The 19,002-nt window shown below is 67.3% G+C and carries 18 protein-coding genes; 3 read left to right on the forward strand and 15 right to left on the reverse strand.

Annotated elements, in window-relative coordinates; translation table 11 throughout:
• The first annotated feature begins 2 nt into the window (after window positions 1–2).
• The gene (gene mobA / locus Mal64_RS18780) at window positions 3–620 is read left to right on the forward strand and encodes a molybdenum cofactor guanylyltransferase (RefSeq protein ID WP_146403262.1); all 618 of its coding nucleotides are present in this window, start codon (window positions 3–5) and stop codon (window positions 618–620) included.
• A 77-nt stretch (window positions 621–697) separates the two neighbouring features.
• On the opposite strand, the gene Mal64_RS18785 is transcribed toward mobA, so the two are convergent.
• The 3 genes from Mal64_RS18785 to Mal64_RS18795 all read right to left on the reverse strand — a co-directional run bounded on the left by Mal64_RS18785 (window position 698) and on the right by Mal64_RS18795 (window position 3,818).
• The gene (locus tag Mal64_RS18785) at window positions 698–1,882 is read right to left on the reverse strand and encodes an FAD-dependent monooxygenase (protein WP_231993870.1); all 1,185 of its coding nucleotides are present in this window, start codon (window positions 1,880–1,882) and stop codon (window positions 698–700) included.
• A gap of 43 nt (window positions 1,883–1,925) precedes the next feature.
• Window positions 1,926–2,687, reverse strand: coding sequence for an SGNH/GDSL hydrolase family protein (locus tag Mal64_RS18790; RefSeq protein WP_146403263.1), 762 nt, complete (start codon window positions 2,685–2,687; stop codon window positions 1,926–1,928).
• A gap of 282 nt (window positions 2,688–2,969) precedes the next feature.
• Window positions 2,970–3,818 carry a hypothetical protein gene (locus tag Mal64_RS18795; RefSeq protein WP_146403264.1) on the reverse strand — a complete coding sequence of 283 codons (849 nt, stop codon included), beginning with the start codon at window positions 3,816–3,818 and terminating at the stop codon, window positions 2,970–2,972.
• Window positions 3,819–4,049: 231 nt separating this feature from the next.
• On the opposite strand from Mal64_RS18795, the gene Mal64_RS18800 reads away from it, so the two are divergent.
• Complete coding sequence (locus tag Mal64_RS18800; RefSeq protein WP_146403265.1) at window positions 4,050–5,357, forward strand: glycosyltransferase; 1,308 nt, start codon at window positions 4,050–4,052, stop codon at window positions 5,355–5,357.
• A 62-nt stretch (window positions 5,358–5,419) separates the two neighbouring features.
• On the opposite strand, the gene Mal64_RS18805 is transcribed toward Mal64_RS18800, so the two are convergent.
• On the reverse strand, window positions 5,420–6,205 hold the full coding sequence (locus tag Mal64_RS18805; RefSeq protein WP_146403266.1) for a tetratricopeptide repeat protein: 786 nt from the start codon (window positions 6,203–6,205) through the stop codon (window positions 5,420–5,422).
• Between the two features lie 416 nt (window positions 6,206–6,621).
• Between Mal64_RS18805 and Mal64_RS18810 the strand changes: the two genes are divergently transcribed.
• Window positions 6,622–7,272 (forward strand): hypothetical protein, encoded by a 651-nt coding sequence (locus Mal64_RS18810; protein WP_231993871.1) that lies wholly within the window; start codon window positions 6,622–6,624, stop codon window positions 7,270–7,272.
• A gap of 111 nt (window positions 7,273–7,383) precedes the next feature.
• On the opposite strand, the gene Mal64_RS18815 is transcribed toward Mal64_RS18810, so the two are convergent.
• The 11 genes from Mal64_RS18815 to Mal64_RS18865 form a co-directional block, all read right to left on the reverse strand.
• The gene (locus Mal64_RS18815; protein ID WP_146403267.1) at window positions 7,384–7,635 is read right to left on the reverse strand and encodes a hypothetical protein; all 252 of its coding nucleotides are present in this window, start codon (window positions 7,633–7,635) and stop codon (window positions 7,384–7,386) included.
• 136 nt (window positions 7,636–7,771) lie between these two features.
• Window positions 7,772–8,446 carry an FHA domain-containing protein gene (locus Mal64_RS18820; RefSeq protein WP_146403268.1) on the reverse strand — a complete coding sequence of 225 codons (675 nt, stop codon included), beginning with the start codon at window positions 8,444–8,446 and terminating at the stop codon, window positions 7,772–7,774.
• Between the two features lie 322 nt (window positions 8,447–8,768).
• Window positions 8,769–9,572 carry a lipoate--protein ligase family protein gene (locus Mal64_RS18825; RefSeq protein ID WP_146403269.1) on the reverse strand — a complete coding sequence of 268 codons (804 nt, stop codon included), beginning with the start codon at window positions 9,570–9,572 and terminating at the stop codon, window positions 8,769–8,771.
• An 86-nt stretch (window positions 9,573–9,658) separates the two neighbouring features.
• Entirely contained in the window at window positions 9,659–11,206 is a 1,548-nt protein-coding gene (gene gcvPB, locus Mal64_RS18830; RefSeq protein WP_146403271.1) for an aminomethyl-transferring glycine dehydrogenase subunit GcvPB, read from the reverse strand.
• A 70-nt stretch (window positions 11,207–11,276) separates the two neighbouring features.
• Window positions 11,277–11,546 (reverse strand): MafI family immunity protein, encoded by a 270-nt coding sequence (locus tag Mal64_RS18835; protein WP_146403273.1) that lies wholly within the window; start codon window positions 11,544–11,546, stop codon window positions 11,277–11,279.
• Between the two features lie 44 nt (window positions 11,547–11,590).
• Window positions 11,591–12,985 carry an aminomethyl-transferring glycine dehydrogenase subunit GcvPA gene (gene gcvPA, locus Mal64_RS18840; RefSeq protein ID WP_146403275.1) on the reverse strand — a complete coding sequence of 465 codons (1,395 nt, stop codon included), beginning with the start codon at window positions 12,983–12,985 and terminating at the stop codon, window positions 11,591–11,593.
• 108 nt (window positions 12,986–13,093) lie between these two features.
• Window positions 13,094–13,489 (reverse strand): glycine cleavage system protein GcvH, encoded by a 396-nt coding sequence (gene gcvH, locus Mal64_RS18845; RefSeq protein ID WP_146403277.1) that lies wholly within the window; start codon window positions 13,487–13,489, stop codon window positions 13,094–13,096.
• A gap of 104 nt (window positions 13,490–13,593) precedes the next feature.
• Complete coding sequence (gene gcvT, locus Mal64_RS18850; protein WP_146403279.1) at window positions 13,594–14,730, reverse strand: glycine cleavage system aminomethyltransferase GcvT; 1,137 nt, start codon at window positions 14,728–14,730, stop codon at window positions 13,594–13,596.
• Between the two features lie 244 nt (window positions 14,731–14,974).
• Window positions 14,975–17,593, reverse strand: coding sequence for a ribonuclease R (gene rnr, locus Mal64_RS18855; protein WP_231993873.1), 2,619 nt, complete (start codon window positions 17,591–17,593; stop codon window positions 14,975–14,977).
• A gap of 15 nt (window positions 17,594–17,608) precedes the next feature.
• Window positions 17,609–18,058, reverse strand: a complete 450-nt coding sequence (locus Mal64_RS18860; RefSeq protein WP_146403282.1) for a nucleotidyltransferase — start codon at window positions 18,056–18,058, stop codon at window positions 17,609–17,611.
• Between the two features lie 170 nt (window positions 18,059–18,228).
• The gene (locus Mal64_RS18865) at window positions 18,229–18,987 is read right to left on the reverse strand and encodes a YqjF family protein (RefSeq protein WP_146403284.1); all 759 of its coding nucleotides are present in this window, start codon (window positions 18,985–18,987) and stop codon (window positions 18,229–18,231) included.
• Between the last annotated feature and the right edge of the window lie 15 nt (window positions 18,988–19,002).

Here is a 19,002-nt window from a genome sequence, read left to right on the forward strand (position 1 = left end):
CCGTGGACGGTCTAGGCGCCATTGTTCTCTGCGGCGGCCGCAGCTCGCGGATGGGCGCCGACAAGGCGACGCTCCGCCTGCCCGATGGCCGCACGATGCTCCAGGCGGTGCTCGGCTCGATCGGGCGGGTCGTCTCCTCGGGGCGGATGGTGTGCGTCGCCGCCGAGGGGCAGGAACTCGGCGCCTTGCCGCGTGACGTGGCCGTCGCCCACGACCGCGAGCCCCAGCGCGGCCCGCTCGAGGGCTTCGCCGCGGGGTTGGCGGCGCTCCCCGCCGGGGTCGATCGCACGCTGCTTCTGGCGTGCGACACGCCGCTGCTCACGGCCCGCTTCTGCCGTTTGCTTGTGAAGCACCTGAGCGCCGAGCACGACGCCGTCGTGCCGGTGATCGAGGGCTGCGAGCACCCGCTCACCGCCGCCTACCGCACGGGCGTGCGCGAGCAAGTCGAGGCGATGCTCGCCGCCGACCGCTTGCGGGCGCGCGACCTGCTCGCCGAGCTGCGTGTGCGGGCGATCACGGCCGACGAGGCCCGCGCGGTCGACCCGTCGCTCGGCAGCCTGCGGAGCTGCAACACGCCGGAAGAGCTTTCTGCGCTGCTTGAGACTGCCGCCAAGAGCTAGCCCTCGGCGGGCGATGCGTCGCGGGAGCACGACGCATGGCTGGCGAACGGCGCCGCCGTTTGCGGCGCGCGGGTTCTTTACGCGGGGCCGATCGGCAGGCCGGCGCTCCAGCCGGTCGCCATGCCGATCGCCATCGCGTCGTAGTCGGTCCGTGCGGCGTCTCGGTCGCGTCGGGCGCACGCCTCGGCATCGCTGCAGAACAGAGACGAGGCGAAGCCGCGCGCCCCGAGGGTGATCCCCGCTGTTTTCTTCTGCCGACGAGGGATGAAGTTCGCGAACGCCGCGGTCGGATCGTCCGGGCAAGCCTCCAGCTCGCGCGCGAGTAGCCAAGCGTCTTCGAGCGCCTGGGCGACGCCCTGGCCCGAGGTGGGCAGGGCCGCGTGCGCGGCGTCACCGATCATCAAGACCCGCCCCCGGTTCCAGGTGGTTGGAGGGTCGTGGTCGTAGAGCCCCAGGCATTGGGCCTGTCGAGACGCCGCGCTGCTGATGATTCTTTTGACGAGCGGGGGCCAGTCTGCGAAGACCGCGTTCAGCTCGTCGGGCCGAGCCGCGGGGCCCTCGGGCGCGGCGAAGCCGCCCGCCCAGTACGCCTTGTTCGACGAAACCGGGACCACCCCGAACCGGGCGCCGACGCCCCAATAGTCGTGGATCTCAGCCGCCTCGAACTCGCCGGGATCACCGTCGTACACGCCGAGCCAATTGACGCAGCCTTGGTAGACGGGTCGGTTGTCGCCCAACACGTATGCGCGGGCGACCGAATTCATTCTCCCGTCGGCCCCGATGACGATGTCCGCTTCCGCTTCGCTTCCATCGCTATAACGGACGCGGCAGCCGTGGGGCGACTCGCCATCGACTCCTGTAGCGCAAGCGCCGAACTCCACACGCACGCCGAGCTCGTCGGCGCGGCGCAGGAGCAGTCGCATCAAGTCCTGGCGCAAGACCGCGAGGCTCGGAAAACCCATCTCCGAATCGAGGCGCCCGAGATCGAGGCCGCCGAGTTCCTCCCCGGCCTGGGAGAAACGGCGCATAGCTGAGACGCGCCCCGATACGCCTCGCAGTTCGCCTAGGAGCCCGAATTCGGACAAGACGAACGACGCGTTCGGCCAGCAGACAACTCCCGCCCCGAGGCTGCGGGCGTCTTCCCGCCGCTCGAAGACGCGGACGTCCATGCCAAGCCGCGTGAGAGAGATCGCCGTCGCCAAGCCGGCTACTCCGGCGCCAAGGATCGCAACTCGCAAGCACACCTCCTTGTGAGATCGCATAGCTGTAGCTTTAGCCCCCGTAGCCTACGGAGACGTCGATTTCCTAGCCGTTCACCGCCCGCAGCCAAGCGTCGGCCATCAGCGCCGCGCCGTACGGCGACGGGTGCACGCCGTCGCGGAGCCACTGCTTGGCCTCGGCCACCTCGGCCGCTTTGTCGAACACGCTCTGGAAGGGGACCCAGACGTCGGCGTAATCGTCGGCGATCTCGCGCGCCGTCTCGCGGAAGCCGTCGAACGTGGGGAACCACTTGTCGGTCACGGCCCCCGTTTTCAGCACGAACGGCTCGCAGATCACCAGCTTCATGCCCGGCAGCTCCTCGCGCGTGCGGTCGAGCAGCTTGCGGTAGTCGTCGCGGTAGGTCTCGACCGTGCCGTCGTAGTGGCCGTTGAGCCAGTGCCAGATGTCGTTCACGCCAATCAGGATGCTGACGACATCGGGCTTCAGGTCGAGGCAGTCTTCTTGCCAGCGATCGGCGAGCTGGTGGACCTTGTTGCCGCTCACGCCGCGGTTGTGGAACTCGATCGCGGCTTCGGGGCGTGCGACGAGCGTTTGTGTGGCGGCGATCAGCGCGTAGCCGTCGCCGAGCGTGGCGTGCTGGTTCGGTTCTTTGTGGTCCCGTTTGCGGCCGGCGTCGGTGATCGAGTCGCCTTGAAAGAGCACCGTGGCGCCGTCGGCGATGAGGCCGCCGCTCGAGGTCGCTTCGGCGGCGGACGCCGCGCGGGGAGCTATGAGCCCCGTGGCCGCCGCGGCGGCGCCGAGTTGGAGTCCAGAGCGGATCAGGTCGCGGCGGTCGATCGAGGGCATGATTGGCCGTCTTGTGAGAGGGGGACGAGGGGGCGGATCGAGGAGGATTGTCCGCTCAGTATAACCAAACGAGACGGCGGCGGGATCTCGCCAATTGTGTTCAGAACACGCCGAACGCAAAGCCACGAAAACGCCCTCAGCGGCACGAGAACGGCATGATAGAAACGAGACCACAATAGGCCTTTCGTGTGCACTCTCGCGTCTCTTGGGCCATCCTCGCTGCTTGGCAGAGTGACCGCACCGCACTGAACAGCCAACCTGGCCGAGGGGGCTCGCGGCGGCTCAACCAAACAGCGCGGCGCCGATCGTCAGCAGCACGTAGATCACCAACGCGATCCACCAGGTGATGACAAACGGCTGGGGGACCTCGAAGTCGAGCGCGTAAGAGATGACGCCCGCCATCGCGACCATGCCAACCAGCATCGACGTCACCGGCAGGCCAAAGAACAAGATCGCGGCGGCTGCTCCCGCGACCATCGTGATGGCCAGCAGCAGGTCGCGTATGCCGAACCGCAGGCGGATAGGCTCGTCCGGTTCGGGCTCCTCTTCCTCGCTGTCGTACATGTCGGCCTGGTCTTCGCCGAAGGCGTGGCCCTTGGCCCGCAGGCGGGCGACGCGGCGGCGACGCTCCTGCTCTTGCTGCTCCTTCTTCTGCTTCTCGAGACGGTCCATGTAAAAGTGCGCCGTCGCCAGGCCGAGCATCGTCAGAGCGAACAGCATGGTCATGACAGACGCCGAGCCGAGCACCTTCGGAACGATCCGGATCAGCGTGATCAGGATCGCGACCCCCGCCGTGGCGGCCATGATGTGTTTTACGCCAAACCGCATCTGGAACGGTTCGTACTCGTAGTCGTGCTCGCGGCGGCTCTCGTCGGCGAAAATCTCGTCCAAGTCGACCGAGGATTCGGCGTCGTGCACTTCCTGATCGGCCATGCTGCGATGGTGATCGAGCACCCGCTGGTCGACCGGCTCGAGCTCGTACTCGTCCTCTTCGACCCCGCTTTCCGGGGGATACGTCGCCGAGGGCTCGACGTGGTGGGCCGGGCGGATGCCGCTGGCGCGGTCGCTGGGGTCGGTGTCGCCCAGGTCGCTTTCGTCGGGCTGCGGCTTACCGGGGGGCGTTTCGGGCATGGCAAAGCGGGGGAGGAGTAAGGCCGGGGCCCTCGAGAGCGGGTGTCCCGGGCAATCCTCCCATTTTTGGCTGTCAGGAACCGTTCGACAAGCGGTTCTCGGCAGAGTAAACAGGAGTGCCAGCCTCTTGGCTTCTTGCCCACCGCCCGAACCGACGCGTTCGGCCCTATCCCCCCTCCCGGTCGCCCGCCCCGCCCCCTGCGACCCGCGTAAAGACCGAGGATTGTCGCCATGCTTTGTTTGTTGACCGCACTGGGTAGCTACGGCGATGTCTACCCGGTCATCAAGCTCGGCGCCGCGTTGGCCGAACGGGGGCACCGTGTCAAGCTGCTCGCCAACCCGTACTTCGCCGAACCGATCGAGCGGGCCGGGCTCGAACTCGTGCCGGTTTCGACGCCCGAGGCGTACGAGCGGCTGACGCACGACCGTCGGCTCTGGCATCCGCTGCTGGGGCTGCGTGTGATCTTCCGCTGGGCCGCCACCGAGGCGATGCCCGACATCTACCAAGCGCTCGAGCGACTGCACGAGCCGGGCGAGACGGTCATCGGCGCCCACCCGCTCGACTTCGCCAGCCGCGTGGCGGCCGAGGCGTTGGGGGCGAACGTCACGTCGATCGTCTACGCGCCGATGACCGTGTGGAGCGATGACTCGCCGCCGCGTCTGCCCGGTGGGCTGGCCGGCCTCGGCTGGCCGCGCTGGTGGAACCGCATGATGCTCACCGTTGGCGAGCTGCTCGTCGAGCGGCGGTCGATCACCGGGCGGATCAACGCCTTCCGCGCGCAGAAGGGGCTCGGGCGGATCGGTCGCGTTTACCCCGACTGGGCGTTCGGCACGGGGCACACGCTCTGCCTGTACCCGGAGTGGTTCGGCCCGACGCCGATCGACTTGCCCGGCGAGTTCGACACGAGCGGTTTCCCCCTCGGCGGCGAGCCCGACGCGCCGCTCGACGCGGGGCTCGAGGCGTTCCTGCAAGCGGGCGACGCGCCGATCGTGTTCACCCCCGGCACGGCGAACCGCGCGGGGCGGGCGTTCTTCGCCGCGGCGCTCGACGCTTGCCGCCGGCTCGGCGCCCGCGGCGTGCTCCTCACCAAGTACCCCGAGCAGCTGCCCGACCCGCTGCCCGACTACGCGCACTGGGCGTCGCTCGCGCCGCTCGGGCCGCTGCTGTCGCGCTCGGCGGCGTTCGTCCACCACGGCGGGATCGGCAGCAGCGCACAAGGGCTCGCGGCCGGGGCGCCGCAGCTGATCCAACCGATGGCGTTCGACCAACTCGACAACGCCCACCGCCTCATCGAGTTGGGCGTGGCGGAAGAGCTCCTGCCGAGGGCGTTCACCGGCGCCGCCGTGGCCGCGGCGCTCAGCCGGTTGCTTGGCTCGACCGACACGGCCCGGCAATGCGAAGACCTGGCGGCGCGGTGCGACAGCAAGGCGGCTCTCGACGAGGCGTGCGAGTCGCTCGAGCGGCGTGTCGGAATCCCGACCACGCCTGCGAAGCCGGTGACCAAGCACCTGGCCGCCACCTTCGCCAAGCTGGCCTGAAGGGGAACGAGAACGCCGCGGCGTTCAAGCGTCGCGGTGGCAGGGCGTTCTAGCAGGGCGCGTCAGTAGGTGGCCGTGGGCCGCCATTGCTGCGAGAGGCGAGTCTGGTCGGCGCCGCCCGTCGCCACGCCGCTGAGGCCCGTGGCGGTTTGCAACGCCGCCACCCGGGCGGCCACCTGCGGCTGGAAGCGGTTGAGCGTCAGCGACCGCTGGTAGTTCTGCATCGCCTGTTGGTAGTCGCCCGCCTGATCGCGGAGCCGCCCGAGCGCCGTCAGCGCCCGCGCGTTGTTCGGGTCGGCGGTGAGCGCCGCCACGAGCTGGGCCTTGGCCTGCTCCGGCTGATTGGCCTCTTCCAGCAAACGGGCGAGTTCGATGTTCGGGGCCGGGTTGTTCGGGCTGGCGATCTTCCAGTTGTTCAGCAGCCGAAACGACGCGTCGGGACGCTCCGTGTCTTTGAGCAGCACCGCCAAACCGCGGTAGCAGTCGACGTGGTTCGGGTCGCGCTCCAGGCACTGGTTGTAGAGCACCTCGGCCTGACGCAGGTCGTCGGGCCGGTTGTAGGCGAGCCCGCCCTTGTGCAGCGCGGCGGCGAGGTTGTAGTAGCCGTCGGCCGAGTCGGGTGTTTTGGCGATGGCGGTCTGGAACTTCGAGGCCGCCTGCTGGTAGGCGCCCTGCTGGTAGAGCGCCACGCCCTCGGAGTTGAGAGTCTGGCTCTGCACGGAGTTGCAGCCTAGCTGGCCCGCCAGACCGACGCACGCCACGGCGAGCGCAGCGGCTCTGGCGCCGCAGCGTAACCGGGCGGGGGCTTGGCGAGAGGGGCTCAATGGCCGCGGGGTCTTGGGAGTCATGGCGTGCGTTGCGGGTAAGTACGTGCCTGGCTCGGGGATCGCCGGCCGAGCGGCCGACGCGTTGCGGGGTGGGGGACGTTAGCAGTCGCCCCAGGGCGCCGCAAGCCGGATCGTCCGCCCCCCTCGGTGCGTGGGCAAGTGGGTGGGCAAGCCACACGGCGGCGTCCCCTGCGGCGACGACCGGCACAACCGGTGCGACCGGCGCCAACCACGCCACGGTTCGCCGTCCCCCGGGCCGCACGCAGCGCCCCATGCGGCATACTTGCACAATCCGGTCTTCTTCCCTGGTTGGTGTATTTTCGCGCCGGGGGGGACCGATCCCTTACTGCATCGCCGAAGCTAGCACGGAAGCTTGCGTCCTTGGGCCCGAACGCCCGCACGACCACCCCCTCACCGACGCTAGTGGAGCCCCCGCCGTGGCCAAAAGCACGACCGCCAGTAAGACCAGCCGCACGAAGAAAGCCGCCCCCAAGACGAAGCGGGCTCCCGCTAGCAAGCCGGCCGCCAAGGCCAAGGCGACCGCCAAGAGCAAGGCTTCCAAGCCGGCCGCTAAGCGGGCGAGCCGGTCGAAGACCAAGGCCGAGGCGAGCGAGGAAGAGGTGAAGATCGACCGCCGCCGCAGCTCGCGCCGCGAGGAGCAAGCCGCCGGCGCCAAGGCCAAGCCCGCGGCCAAGGCCGCCGCCAAGAAGGCCGAGACGGCCGCCGCCGAAGCCCCCGCCGCCGACGCGGCGCCGAAGCTCGAACGCCGCAAGAAGGTCAACCGCCGTCGCCAGATCGACCCGACCACCTGCGAGCGTGACTACTCGAACGAAGAGGTCGAGTTCATGAGCGCCCTGGACGACTACAAGCGGAAGAGCGGCCGGATGTTCCCCACCTGCAGCGAGGTGCTCGAGGTGATCCGCGCCATCGGCTACGTGAAGCTCACCGGCGCCGAACTGGCCGCCCACACCACCGCGGCCGGCGAAGAGCTCGAGTCGCAGCTCGAAAGCCAGGCCCGCGAGTCGCTCGAAGAATCGGCCCAGCTGCGTGCCGAGGAGCCGGTCGAAGAATTGGAAGAGTCGATCTGATTGCGGGGAAAGAGACCTGACGAAAGCAAAACGGCCCGGGATCCACAGCGGTGGGTCCCGGGCCGTTCGCTCTAGGTGAGGCTCGCTCCGGGCACGGAGCGGCGGTGATTCTTACTCAGGACGCGACTCGGCGAACAGGTCGCGCAGCTCCTCGACGCTCGTCTCGCCGATCCGCTTGCCGCGGCCCTGGAGCTTCTCGTTCACCTTGATGACGGTTTCTTGCATCACGGCGTGGGTCTCTTGCGAGCCGCCGGCGAGCACGAAGTCCTGACCCCGCGTGAGCCGCTTGTGGCCGTCGTCGTTGTCAAAGGCCAGGCCGAGCAGCGCCGTGCGGGCGCGTTTGTCGCCGGAGGGGACGTTCATCAAGGGATCCTCGTGAGGCTCGATCGCAACGGTTGAAAGAGCGGCCGCGGTGGTTAAACCACGGGACACAGCCAGGCTGCCGGTGCGGCGAATCGGCAGCAGCCAGACGCATCGGGCGAAGCGCAGACAACTGGGCTCAGCGGCGGCGGGCCATGTCACGCAGCAAGTTGCTCGCCGCTTCGCGGCTGTCCTTGGACTGCGGGCCAGTCATCTTGGGCAGCTTGCCGGGTTTCTTCTTTTTGTCGCCCGCTTTAGAGTCGTCGGCGGCCTCGTCGCTTTCGGCGACGGTCTCTTCCGATTCGCTCTCCTCCGCTTCGATCGACTGTGTGTCGTCCATGCGGAAGGTCTGCGTCTCACGCAGCGAGGCGGGCTCGCGGTCGGCCTCGGCCGGGCCGAGCAGCCACTCGCTGATGCTGTCTTCGCCGACTTCGCCGCTCTTGTCGGCCTTGCCGTTGCCCGTGCCGCCGCTTGTCGCTGCCGCGGAATCGGCTTTCTGAGGCGTGCTCTCCGCGGCGGCCTTCGGCTGCCCGGAGTCGTAGCGGAACTCGAGCGGCCCGATGCGGATCTCGTCGCCGTGCGACAAGAGCGTGTCGCCCTCGATCTTATCGCCGTTCACGTGGGTGCCGTTGCGACTGCCGAGGTCGCGGACCGTCACCCCGTCCTCACCGCGAACGAATTCGCAGTGGCGGCGGCTGATGGCGTCGCTGCCGGTGCGGATGTCGGCCTCGCGCGAGCGTCCGACCAACAAACGCTCCTTTTTGAGGGCGACCGCTGCGCCCTTCTTCGCTCCTGCTAAGACCACAAGTTTCATCGCCTACCTCAAATCCCTTGGTTTGGGTGCGCGGACCTGATGTGAGACCGCTGCGGCGCCGTCCCGACGTCGCTCATCTGCCAGATCTTGGCGGCCAATCGAGGCAAGCCAAATCTTGGCATACTGGAGGAGGAGTCGCCGCGGCGCCTGCTTTCTTACGATAGCTGTCTGAAAACGGGTCGCGACCCACCAACTCTAACGCATTTTGCCCGGTGGCCTAAACCCCCCCTTGGGGGAGGTCCAGTGTTCTAAAGTATGCTTGCTATAAGCCCCGACGTCAGCTTCCTACAAGTAACTTTTCGGCCGAAAGCCTGTCATGGCGTTAACGCCGTTCGATCCAGCCGCGGTCGCTAAACCGGCTGGTTTCGAGACGAATGGCTTCGGCGTGCTCCTCGGGAGTGAGCTCCGAAACGACACCTGCGCTTGGCAGTAATTGCCCAAGTCCCTTCTGCATAAGGCTTTGCAGCCGAGCCTTGTCGATCTCCGCAAGGCCCAATTCGCGCAAGCCCGGCAGTTGCGGGGCGTGCGGCGAAGCCGCGAGCAGCACGCCGCCATGCTGCAACACCGCCCCGCGACGTTTTCTCTGAGCACTGCCACAAATCTTCCACAAGACGTCGCTGCCAGGGCCCTCGGCGGGGGGGCTCAGCAGGTCACCCTCGGATCGCCGCAAAAAACAGAGAAACGGCTCGCTCGCCGGCGGCGGGGCCGGCGGGACCTTTGGGTCGTCGTGCAAACGCAAGGCGAGCGTGGCGCCACGCTCGCGTGCGTACTCGCTGATGGCGCCGATCAGCAGCCGGTGGGCCGCCAGGTTTAGCGGCTCGGCCGCCGCCGCCAGGGCCGGCGAGCCTTCGGGCAGGGCGAGGCTGTAGGTCAGCTCGTGGTGGTGCACCAGCGCGCCGCCGCCGCTCGACCGGCGCACCACGGTCAGCCCCTCGGCTTCCGGCAGCTGACGGCGGTCGGCGTACGGCTGGAAGTAACCGAGCGACAGCGTCGGCTCGCTCCAACGGTAGAGCCGCAGCGCGGGGGCGCCGCCGTCGGCAACGCTGTCGAGCAGCGCCTCGTCGACCGCCATGTTCCACGCGCCCTTGAGCGGCGGGTCGATGATGAGGCGGCTTGTAGTCGGCATCGATTCCTAGCCTCACGCCAAGGCGCGAAGTGGCAAAGAAGATGGAAGAGCGTCCTTTGCGTCTTCGCGCCTTTGCGTGAGAACTCTTACCCGCAATAACACAGCACGGTCTTGCGCGCCGCGGCCACCTCGTCGGGGCGGCTGATCGGCGTCGTGTGCGGCGCGTCGTGCAGCAGTTCGGGGTCTTCTTCGGTGACACGGAACAGCGCCTCGGCGAACGCGTCGAGCGTTTCCTTGCTCTCCGACTCCGTGGGCTCGACCATGATCGACTCCTTCACGCTGAGCGGGAAGTACACCGTGGGGGCGTGGAAGCCGTGGTCCAAGAGTCGCTTGGCGAGGTCCATCGCCGACACGCCGCGCTCGCTCTTGAGCTTCGCGGCGGTGGCCACGAACTCGTGCATGCAGCGGTCGCCCTGCGGGACGGGCAAGAAGTGCTTCACGCGGCTCAAGAGGTAGTTGGCGTTCAAGACCGCCTGCTCGCTGACACGCTTCAGCCCGTCGGGGCCGTGGGTCCTCATGTAGCAGTAAGCCCGCACCAGCACGCCGGTGCTGGCGAAGAACGACCGCACGCGACCGATCGACTTGGGGCGATCGAAGTCGAGATAATAGTAATTCCCCTCCCCCAAGGGGGGCGCGCCGGGTACCAGGGTTCTACCCCCTCCCCCTGCCGGGGAGGGGGATGTTTGATCTGACCTCTCGTCTCCGGCCTCCGGCCTCTTGCCCACCACCGGCGCCGGCAAGTAAGGCCCCAGCTTCTCGGTGACACAGATCGGCCCCGCGCCGGGCCCGCCGCCGCCGTGCGGGCCGCTGAACGTCTTGTGCGGGTTGAAGTGCTGCATGTCGGCGCCGAAGTCGCCCGGCCGCGACACGCCGAGGATCGCGTTCATGTTGGCGCCGTCCAAGTAGACCAAGCCGCCGCGCTCGTGCACGGCGTCGGCCAGCTCGCGCATCGCCGGCTCGAACACGCCCACGGTGTTCGGGTTGGTGATCATCAGCACGGCGATCTCGTCGTCGAGCTTCGCGTGGAAGTCGTCGAGGTCGACGGCGCCCGACTGGAGCGTTTTGACCGTCACCGAGTCGAAGCCGGCCATCGCCGCGCTCGCCGGGTTGGTGCCGTGGGCGTTGTCGGGCACGAGCACCTTGGTCCGCTTCTCATCGATGTCGCGGAAGTAGGAAGCCGCCACCAGCAGCGCGGCCAACTCGCCCTGAGCCCCGGCGGCCGCCTGCAGGCTGCAGCACGGCAGGCCGGAGATCTCGCTCAGGTACTCCTGCACCTCGTACAGCAGCCGCAGCATCCCCTGGATCGACTCCTCGGGCTGGTACGGGTGGACGTGGGCCATGCCCGGCAGCGCGGCGGCCCGCTCGTTCCGCTTCGGGTTGTGCTTCATCGTGCACGACCCGAGCGGATAGAAGTGCGTGTCGACGCTCATGTTCTCTTTGGAGAGATTCACGAAGTGCCGCACGACCTGCGGCTCGCTCAGCTCGGGCAGGGCCGGCGGCGCGTCGGCGAGCGCGGCGGCGGGCAGCAGCTCGGCCGCGTCGCGCGCGGGCACGTCGCACTCGGGCAACCGCGTGGCGCGGCGGCCGGGCTTGGAGAGGTCGAACAGGAGCTGCGTGTCGCGGGTGTTTCGCATCGGTTTATGGGTTCACCACAGAGGCACAGAGAGCACAGAGGAAGTGAGGAAGTAATGGAATCTGACAGCGCTATGTGGACGCAATCAACTGTTTGAGGGATTGGAATTCAGATTCAGGGAGTCGCATCCGCCTGCCCGTTTTTACGATTCGGTCGTATTGCGATTGCAGGATCTTTGTATCGTTCTCGTAGAGCTGGCAGCAGGCATGATCTAACGCTAAACCCCATTCACGGTGGTCGAGGAATTCGAAAGCGATATCGAAATCACGCTGACCAAGCAGAGGCATGAGATCGGATAGCAACTCGCTCAATTCTGTTTCGATCGCAGGCTTGAACCACATTGCTATTTCCTCCGTGCTCTCTGTGCCTCTGTGGTGAATACTATTCACCCAATCCCCACCGCGACTTCTTGCTCCGTCGTGCTCGTCGTGCCGTCGGGGTTCCCCACCAAGACCTCGACGAGTCGGTCGATCTCCGCCTTCGTTCGCTTCTCCGTGACCGCGATCAGCAGGCAGTCGGCGAGTTCCGGGTACCAGCGACCCAACGGCACGCCCGTCAGGTAGCCCGCATCGAGGCCGTCCTGCACCAAGCCTTCGGTGTCGTTCTCGCAGTCGCGGATCACAAACTCTTTGAACGTGGGGGCGTCGAACGCCCGCTCGAAGCGGCCGCTCTCGCAGAGGCGCTCGGCCAGGTAGCGGCTCTTCTGCAGGCAGAGGTTCGCCGTTTCTTTGAGGCCCTCGGGGCCCAACAGAGCGAGGTAAACCGTCGCCCGCAGGGCGAACAGCGCCTGGTTCGTGCAGACGTTGCTGGTCGCCTTGTCGCGGCGGATGTGCTGCTCGCGTGTTTGCAGAGTCAGCACGTAGCAAGGCTTGCCGCGGCGGTCGGTTGTCTTGCCGACGATGCGGCCGGGCATGCGGCGCACCAGCTTCTCGCTGCAGGCGATCACGCCCAGATAGGGGCCGCCGTACTGCATCGCCGTGCCGAGCGACTGGCCCTCGCAGACGGCGATATCGGCGCCCCAGTCGCCGGGACGCTTGAGTAGACCCAGGCTGATTGGGTCGAACGCCGCCACGACCAACGCGCCGGCGTCGTGGGCCGCTTGGGCGAGCGTTTCGGCGTCTTCGACGCAGCCAAAAAAGTTGGGCTGCTGCACGACGACACACGCCGTGTTGTCGTCGAGCGCCTCGATCAGGTCGGCCGCCTCGGTCACGCCATTGGGCGTGGGGACCGTGACGAGCTCGACGCCAAGGTTCGCTACGTACGTGGCGATCGTCTCGCGGTACTCCGGGTGGAGGCCCGCCGACAGGACGACCCGCTTGCGCTGGCCGCCGGCGGCAAGGGACATCAGCACCCCTTCGGCCGCGGCGCTGGCGCCGTCGTAGAGGCTGCTGTTCGACACGTCGAGGCCCGTCAAACGGACGATCATCGACTGGTACTCGAACATCGCCTGCAGGTTGCCCTGCGCCACCTCGGCCTGGTACGGCGTGTAGCTGGTGTAGAACTCGCTCCGCGAGGCGACCACGTCCACCACGGCCGGCACGAAGTGGTCGTACGACCCGCCGCCGAGAAAGCAGACCGCTGTCGCGGCGTTAAGGTTCTGCTCGGCGAGCTTGTTGAGGTGCTGGTCGAGTTCCATCTCCCCCATCGCCGGCGGCAGGTCCAGGGGCCGGCCGAGGCGCAGGCTCTCGGGGACCATCTCGAACAGCTCGTCGATCGAAGAGACGCCGATCGCGGCGAGCATCTCTTGTTCGTCTTCGGGGGTGTTGTAGGTGAAAGGCATACAAGGATTGCGGATTGCGGAATTCGGATTGCGGAATACTTGCCGACTGACTGATGCGGAAGGGCGGATCTGGCGAGCACGGAATCCGCATTCCCCAATCCGCAATCGTCAGGCTTGCTCTGCGCAGAGCTTCTCGTAATCGGCGTGGCTCTTCAGGGCCTCGAGGCCCGCCTCGTCTTCGATGCGGATCTTGCAGATCCAGCCCTCGCCGTACGGGTCTTCGGAGATTTTCTCCAAGTTGTCCTCCAGCGCCGAGTTGGCCTCGACCACCTCGCCGGAGACCGGGCTGTAGATGTCGCTCACGGCCTTGACCGACTCGACCTCGCAGATCGGCTCCTTGGCCGTCACGGTGCGGCCCGGCTTGGGGAGCTCGATGAACACCAGGTCGGTGAGCGACTCGACGGCGAAGGCCGAGATGCCGAGCGTGGCGACCTTGGCGCCGTTCTCTTCGGCAACAGCGATCCACTCGTGTGTGTCGGCGTAAAGCAGTTCTTCAGGTTTCATGTCGTCGGTATTCACCACTGAGGGCACAGAGAACACATAGAAACGATAGGAGCGAAGTTGACTTTGAGTAGCCGACGACCCATGGTCGTGGCGCCGTGTCGCGATCAAGCGTCGCGTTTGTAAAAGGGCAGGGGGGCCACGGTCACCGGCGCCGGGGCGCCGCGCAGGTCGACCTCCAGCTCGGTCCCAACGGGCGCCAGGTCGGACGAGACGTACGCCATGGCGATCGGCCGCTCGAGCGTGGGCGAGTAGCAGCCGCTCGTCACGCGGCCGACCACTTGGCCGTCGTTCAGCACGGGGTACCCTTCGCGCGGCGTCCGTTTGCCGTCGAGCACCAGCCCGACCCGCACCTTTCCGCCGGGGTCGGATTGGGCGTCGGCGATCGCCTTGGCGCCTTGGAAGTCGCGGTCTTTGAGGTTCACCGCGAAGCCGAGGCCGGCCTGCATCGGGTTGATCTCTTCGCTGAGCTCGTGGCCGTAGAGCGGCATGCCGGCCTCAAGACGCAGCGTGTCGCGGGCGCCGAGGCCGCAAGGTTGCAGCGTCACGCCGATCTCCTCGGCCGCCGCCATCAGCGCCAGCCACAGCTTGTCGGCCAGTTCCGCGGCGACGACCAGCTCGAAGCCGTCCTCGCCGGTGTAGCCGGTGCGGCTGATCTCGATCGGCTCGCCGTCGAGGGCGTCGAGGGCGATCTCGTCGCGGGTGTAGTACTTCATCGCCGCGGCGTCGAAGCCGGGCAAGACGCGGGCGACGATGTCGAGCGCCTTGGGCCCCTGCAGGGCGAGCATCGCGGTCCGCTCGGTGAGGTCGTCGAAGGCGACGTCGAGGCCGATCGCGCGGTCGGCGAGCAGCTTCACCACCGGCGCGTGGTTCGAGGCGTTCGCCACCACGCCGAACGACTCCTCGCCCGTGCGCGAGACGAGCACGTCGTCGACCACGCCGCCGTGCTTGTTGCAGAGCAGCGAGTAGCGGACCTTGCCGACCGGTGTGCCCGTGATCTTACGCGTGCAAGCGCGGTCGAGCATCGCCTCGGCGTCGGGGCCCGTAATCCGCAGCCGCGCCATGTGCGACACGTCGAACAGGCCGGCCTCGCGGCGCACGGCGTGGTGCTCGTCGATGATCGAGCCGAAGCGGAGCGGCATCGCCCAGCCGGCGAAGTCGACCATCTTCCCGCCCGCCGCTTGGCAACGGTCGTAGAGCGGCGTCTTCAACAGAGTGGCGGCGGGAGCGGCGATGGCGGTCATCCTTGGACCAGGCGGGGCGGGGGTTCCCCCATATGTTACTGACCTAGGCCCCGGTAAAAAGGCCTCGGCTTGGGAAAAGGGGGGAACCGCCAAGACGCCAAGAGCGCCAGGAAGGTAGCTGGACAGGATCAACACGATTCAGGGGATCCGCATGAAATGCTTTTCCTGTCGATCCTGTTGGATCCGGTCAAAACTTACTACCACGGCGCGTCATGGCGTCCTTGGCGACTTGGCGGTTCACGTCTCACCGCTTCTTGCGGCCTTTTTTCTTCTTGGGCGGGGGAGGATTGGTCCCCTTCTTGGCGCCCGATTTCTTTGGGCCCGGCCCCTTAGCGCCCGACCCCTTTGCGCCCGACGGCTTAGCGCCCGACGGCTTAGAGCCCTTGCCTTTGCCGCGGTGGGGCTTGCCCCCCTTCTTCTTGCCCCCGCTTCCGCCACGCGGCGACTTGCCGATCTTGCCCAGCAGGCGGAAGTCGAGCTCGCGGTCGTCCGGGTCGACCTTCGCCACCGCCACCCGCACCGTGTCGCCTAGGCGGAACGTTGAGCCGGCCCGCCGGCCGGTGATCGAGTGGCTCGCGCGGTCGTACTCGAAGTAGTCGTCGCCCAAGGCAGTGATGTGCACGAAGCCCTCGGCCGGCAACTCCTTGCCGGCGATGAACAGCCCGAACCGCTCGACGCCGGTGATGACGCCTTCCATCTCCATGCCGATCTTGTCGGCGAGGTAATTCAGCAGCTTGACCTTCTTGAGCTCGCGCTCGGCCTGCGCAGCGCGGTGCTCGCGGTCGCTGCAGTGGTCGCCCTGGGTGAACACGGTGGCGAGGTCTTGGACCGGCTTCTTGCCCTCGCCCGACTCGAACCGGTTCAGCTCGTCCAGCAGGCGGTGCACCGTGAGGTCGGGATAGCGGCGGATCGGCGAGGTGAAATGGCAATACTCCTCGCTCGCCAGCGCGAAGTGGCCCACTTCCTCCGGGCTGTAAACGGCCTTCTGCATCGACCGCAGCACGGCGAAGTTCACGGCCGGGCCGCGGGGGTCGTCCTTCACCCGGTCGAGGAGTTCTTGCAGCTCGAAGCGGTCTTGCAGGTTGTCGGCCGGCAGCCCCAAGCCGCGGACGAACTCGGTGAGCGCCTTCATCTTGCGCTCGTCCGGATTGCCGTGCGTGCGGCGCAGGAAGATCATGCCGGCGTCCGAGAGCCGCCGGGCGACCGCCTCGTTGGCGGCCAGCATGAACTCCTCGATGATCTGGTGGCTCTCGGTGTTCTCGGCCCGGTGGGCGCCGGTCACGCGGCCGTCGTCGTCGAGGTCGATCACGATCTCGGGCATGTTCAGCTCAAGGGCGCCGCGTTCGAAGCGGCGGCGACGCAGGATCATCGCCAGCTCGAACATGCGGCCGAGGAGTTCGTCGACCGCGGGGGTGAGCGTCTGCACGACCTCGCCCGGTTTTTTCTCGCCGTTCAGCCCCTTCTCCGCCAAGTACTCGTCCACCTCCTCGTAGGCGAACCGCCGGCAGCTCTTGATCGCGCTCTTCACCACGTCGCACGCCACCGGCGCCCCGTCCGGGGTGAACTCGATCTTGGCGGTCATCGCGTAGCGGACTTTGTCCGGCTGCAGGCTCGCCAAGTTGTTGGAGATGATCTCCGGCAGCATCGGGATCACCTCGTCTGGCAGGTAGACGCTCGTGGCGCGGTCGTACGCCTCGCTGTCGAGGGCCGACTTGGGCTGGACGAAGTGCGACACGTCCGCGATGTGGACGCCGAGGAGCCAATGGCCCCGCTCGATGCGTTCCAAGGAGATCGCGTCGTCGAAGTCGCGGGCCGTCACGGGGTCGATCGTGACGACCGTCTCGGCCGTGAGGTCGTGGCGGCCCTCTTCGATCGTATTGTGCTCGTCCACTTTGGCGAACAATGTCGCCTGGTGGCGGGAGTCGTCGAGCACGTCCTCGGGGAAATCGCCAGGCAGGCCGAACTCGTACTTGATCGACATCGTGTCGACGCCCGGCTCGCCGTGCTCGCCGAGGATTTTTGAGATGACCCCTTCGCCTTCGTGCGAGTGGCTCGGGAAGCGGACCATCTCGACCACGACTTTGTCGTCGTCCTTGGCGCCCTTGGCGCCGGGGTCGCCCACGTAGATCGGCGCGCCGAACACCTTGCCGTCGATCTCGACGAGGCCCTGGCCGTCTTGCTCGAAGTACTTGCCGACGAACTGGTTCGTGGCCCGCTCGACGACGTCGACGATCTTGCCCTCCGGCTTGCCGCGGTAGCCGCTGCCGCCGATCGAGATGCGCACCTTGTCGCCGCTCGCCGCGTCGCCGGCGTTGCGCTGGTTGACGTAGATGTCGTCGTCCTTGCCGGCGCTCGCCGCGGTCCCCTCGGGCCTGAGGAAGCCGTCGCCCGAGCTGACGCGGCGGAACACGCCGACCACGTGCTTGCCACGTTTGACGGGCTGGCTGCGGGCGGCGGGACGCTCGATCTTGTCCGTCTTCGGTTCGGCCTTGTCGGCCTTGTCGGTTTCGTCAGCGGCGCCGGCGGGGGCGTCGCCCGATTCTTGCTTCGCCTTGCGGCGACGCTGGGGGGGCTCGTCGCCGCCGATGATCGTGCGGCCGTCGCCCGGAGGCGGGGGCGGGTCGTGGCTCTCGACCGCCTCGATCCCCTCGCGCGACGGGTGCTCCTCGTCGATCGGCAGCACCAGGTGGTTCGGCCCGTAGTCGAGCTCGCCCGCGCGGACCATCTTCTTGATGGTCTTGCGGAGCTGCGCGGCGGCCTCCTCGCCGAGCCCCAGCTTCTCGGCGATGACACGCGGCTTCAACGGCCGGTAGGCCGGGTTGCTGGTGTAGGTGATGACCGCGGCGCGGAGTTCGTCGTGCAAAGGAGGGACCCGAGGTTAGGTTAATCGGTCGAGGTCGGCGAGGTCTTGGGGGCGACCGCTCGCCTTCTTATTCGTACGTAAATCGTCCAAAGAAATCACGCTGATCGAGACCCCGTCGATCTCGGTCGCCAGTCGCCGGGAATAAGCGTCGGCGAATTCGAGGCCCGAAATCCCGGTGAGCAGATCGATCCGCATGGGGGGAACTCCGATCTGAAAGACGCGATCCGGCTCAGCGAGCGCCGCCGCATCGACGGTCGCTCCCGAGAGGCCGAAACGCCGCAGCACGGAAGCGAGCCGGGCCGCGTTCTCTTCGCTCGGTTTGACCCAGGCGTCGATGTCGCCCGTGGCCCGCACGTGTCCGTGCAGGTTAACGGCGAAACCGCCCACGAGCAGGTACTCAACCCCCTCGGAGCGGAGCAACTCGAAGAACTCTTTGAAGTCGGGTGGTAAGTGGATCGTAGCCATAGTGAATCCGTCGGAGCGTCTCCATGGCCTCGAAACGCTCCTGGGGCGTTTTCGACCGCCAGTAATCGAGGTCGTCGGGCGCCTCGTGGAGCCCGGCCGAACGGAACGCGGTTTTGTCGACGCCTTGCATAATTTCATTCTACCCTACAACCGGCCGGTAGAGTCCCCCCCTACGCCACCCACGCCGGCGACCAAACCACCACGTCGAGCCGCTCTGCAAAGTGTAGCAGAGCGGGCGGGCCTTCGATCCCCAGCCCGTGCGGGGCGAGCATCGTATTGGTCTCGATCTCGCATGCCGCTCGGCGCAGCGGCCAGGCGATGTGGTGCACTTCGGTGCACGAGACGCGACCGCCGCCGGGCGTCGTCTTGCGGGCGAACAGGCAATAACGCTCCGTGAGCCAGTGCTCAAGCGAGCCTGGCTTCGAGGCGTACGGCGTCCCGATCGGCCGGTAGCGGCCCACAAAGCGGGCTTCGCCCTCGGCTCGCTGAGAGTCGTAGGCGAACCAATCATCGTGGCGAGACAGCCTCATCGCCGCGCGGTGATAAGGCAGATGAAAGAACTTGCGAGCGGCCCAGATCGCCAACCGGTTCGTCGCGTCGAGGCTGAGGAACCACACGCCCGGCTTGCCGCCAAGCGTGACGTATGTCCGCACGTTCAGCTCCGGGAAGGCCGACACGCCCGGCATGTCGGGCAGCGGTCGCCGCATGACGCCCGCCATGCGGAACGGCACGAGGCCGATCCAGGCTTGACCGTCAAACGTGTCGATCTCCAGCGGCTCGGGGATCAGCGGCCGGAGCTCATCGACGCCCAGCGGCCAGTGGGCGAACAGCAAGTCGAGCCAGCTTTGGCGCCAAGTCCACGCGCCCGGCGGCAGCGGCCACGGGCGGTGGTCGGTCTGCGCGAGGGTCGCGGCGTACTTACAAGACATACCGCATTCCGAACT

Origin of the sequence: Pseudobythopirellula maris (assembly GCF_007859945.1) — a bacterium.
Taxonomy (GTDB): domain Bacteria; phylum Planctomycetota; class Planctomycetia; order Pirellulales; family Lacipirellulaceae; genus Pseudobythopirellula; species Pseudobythopirellula maris.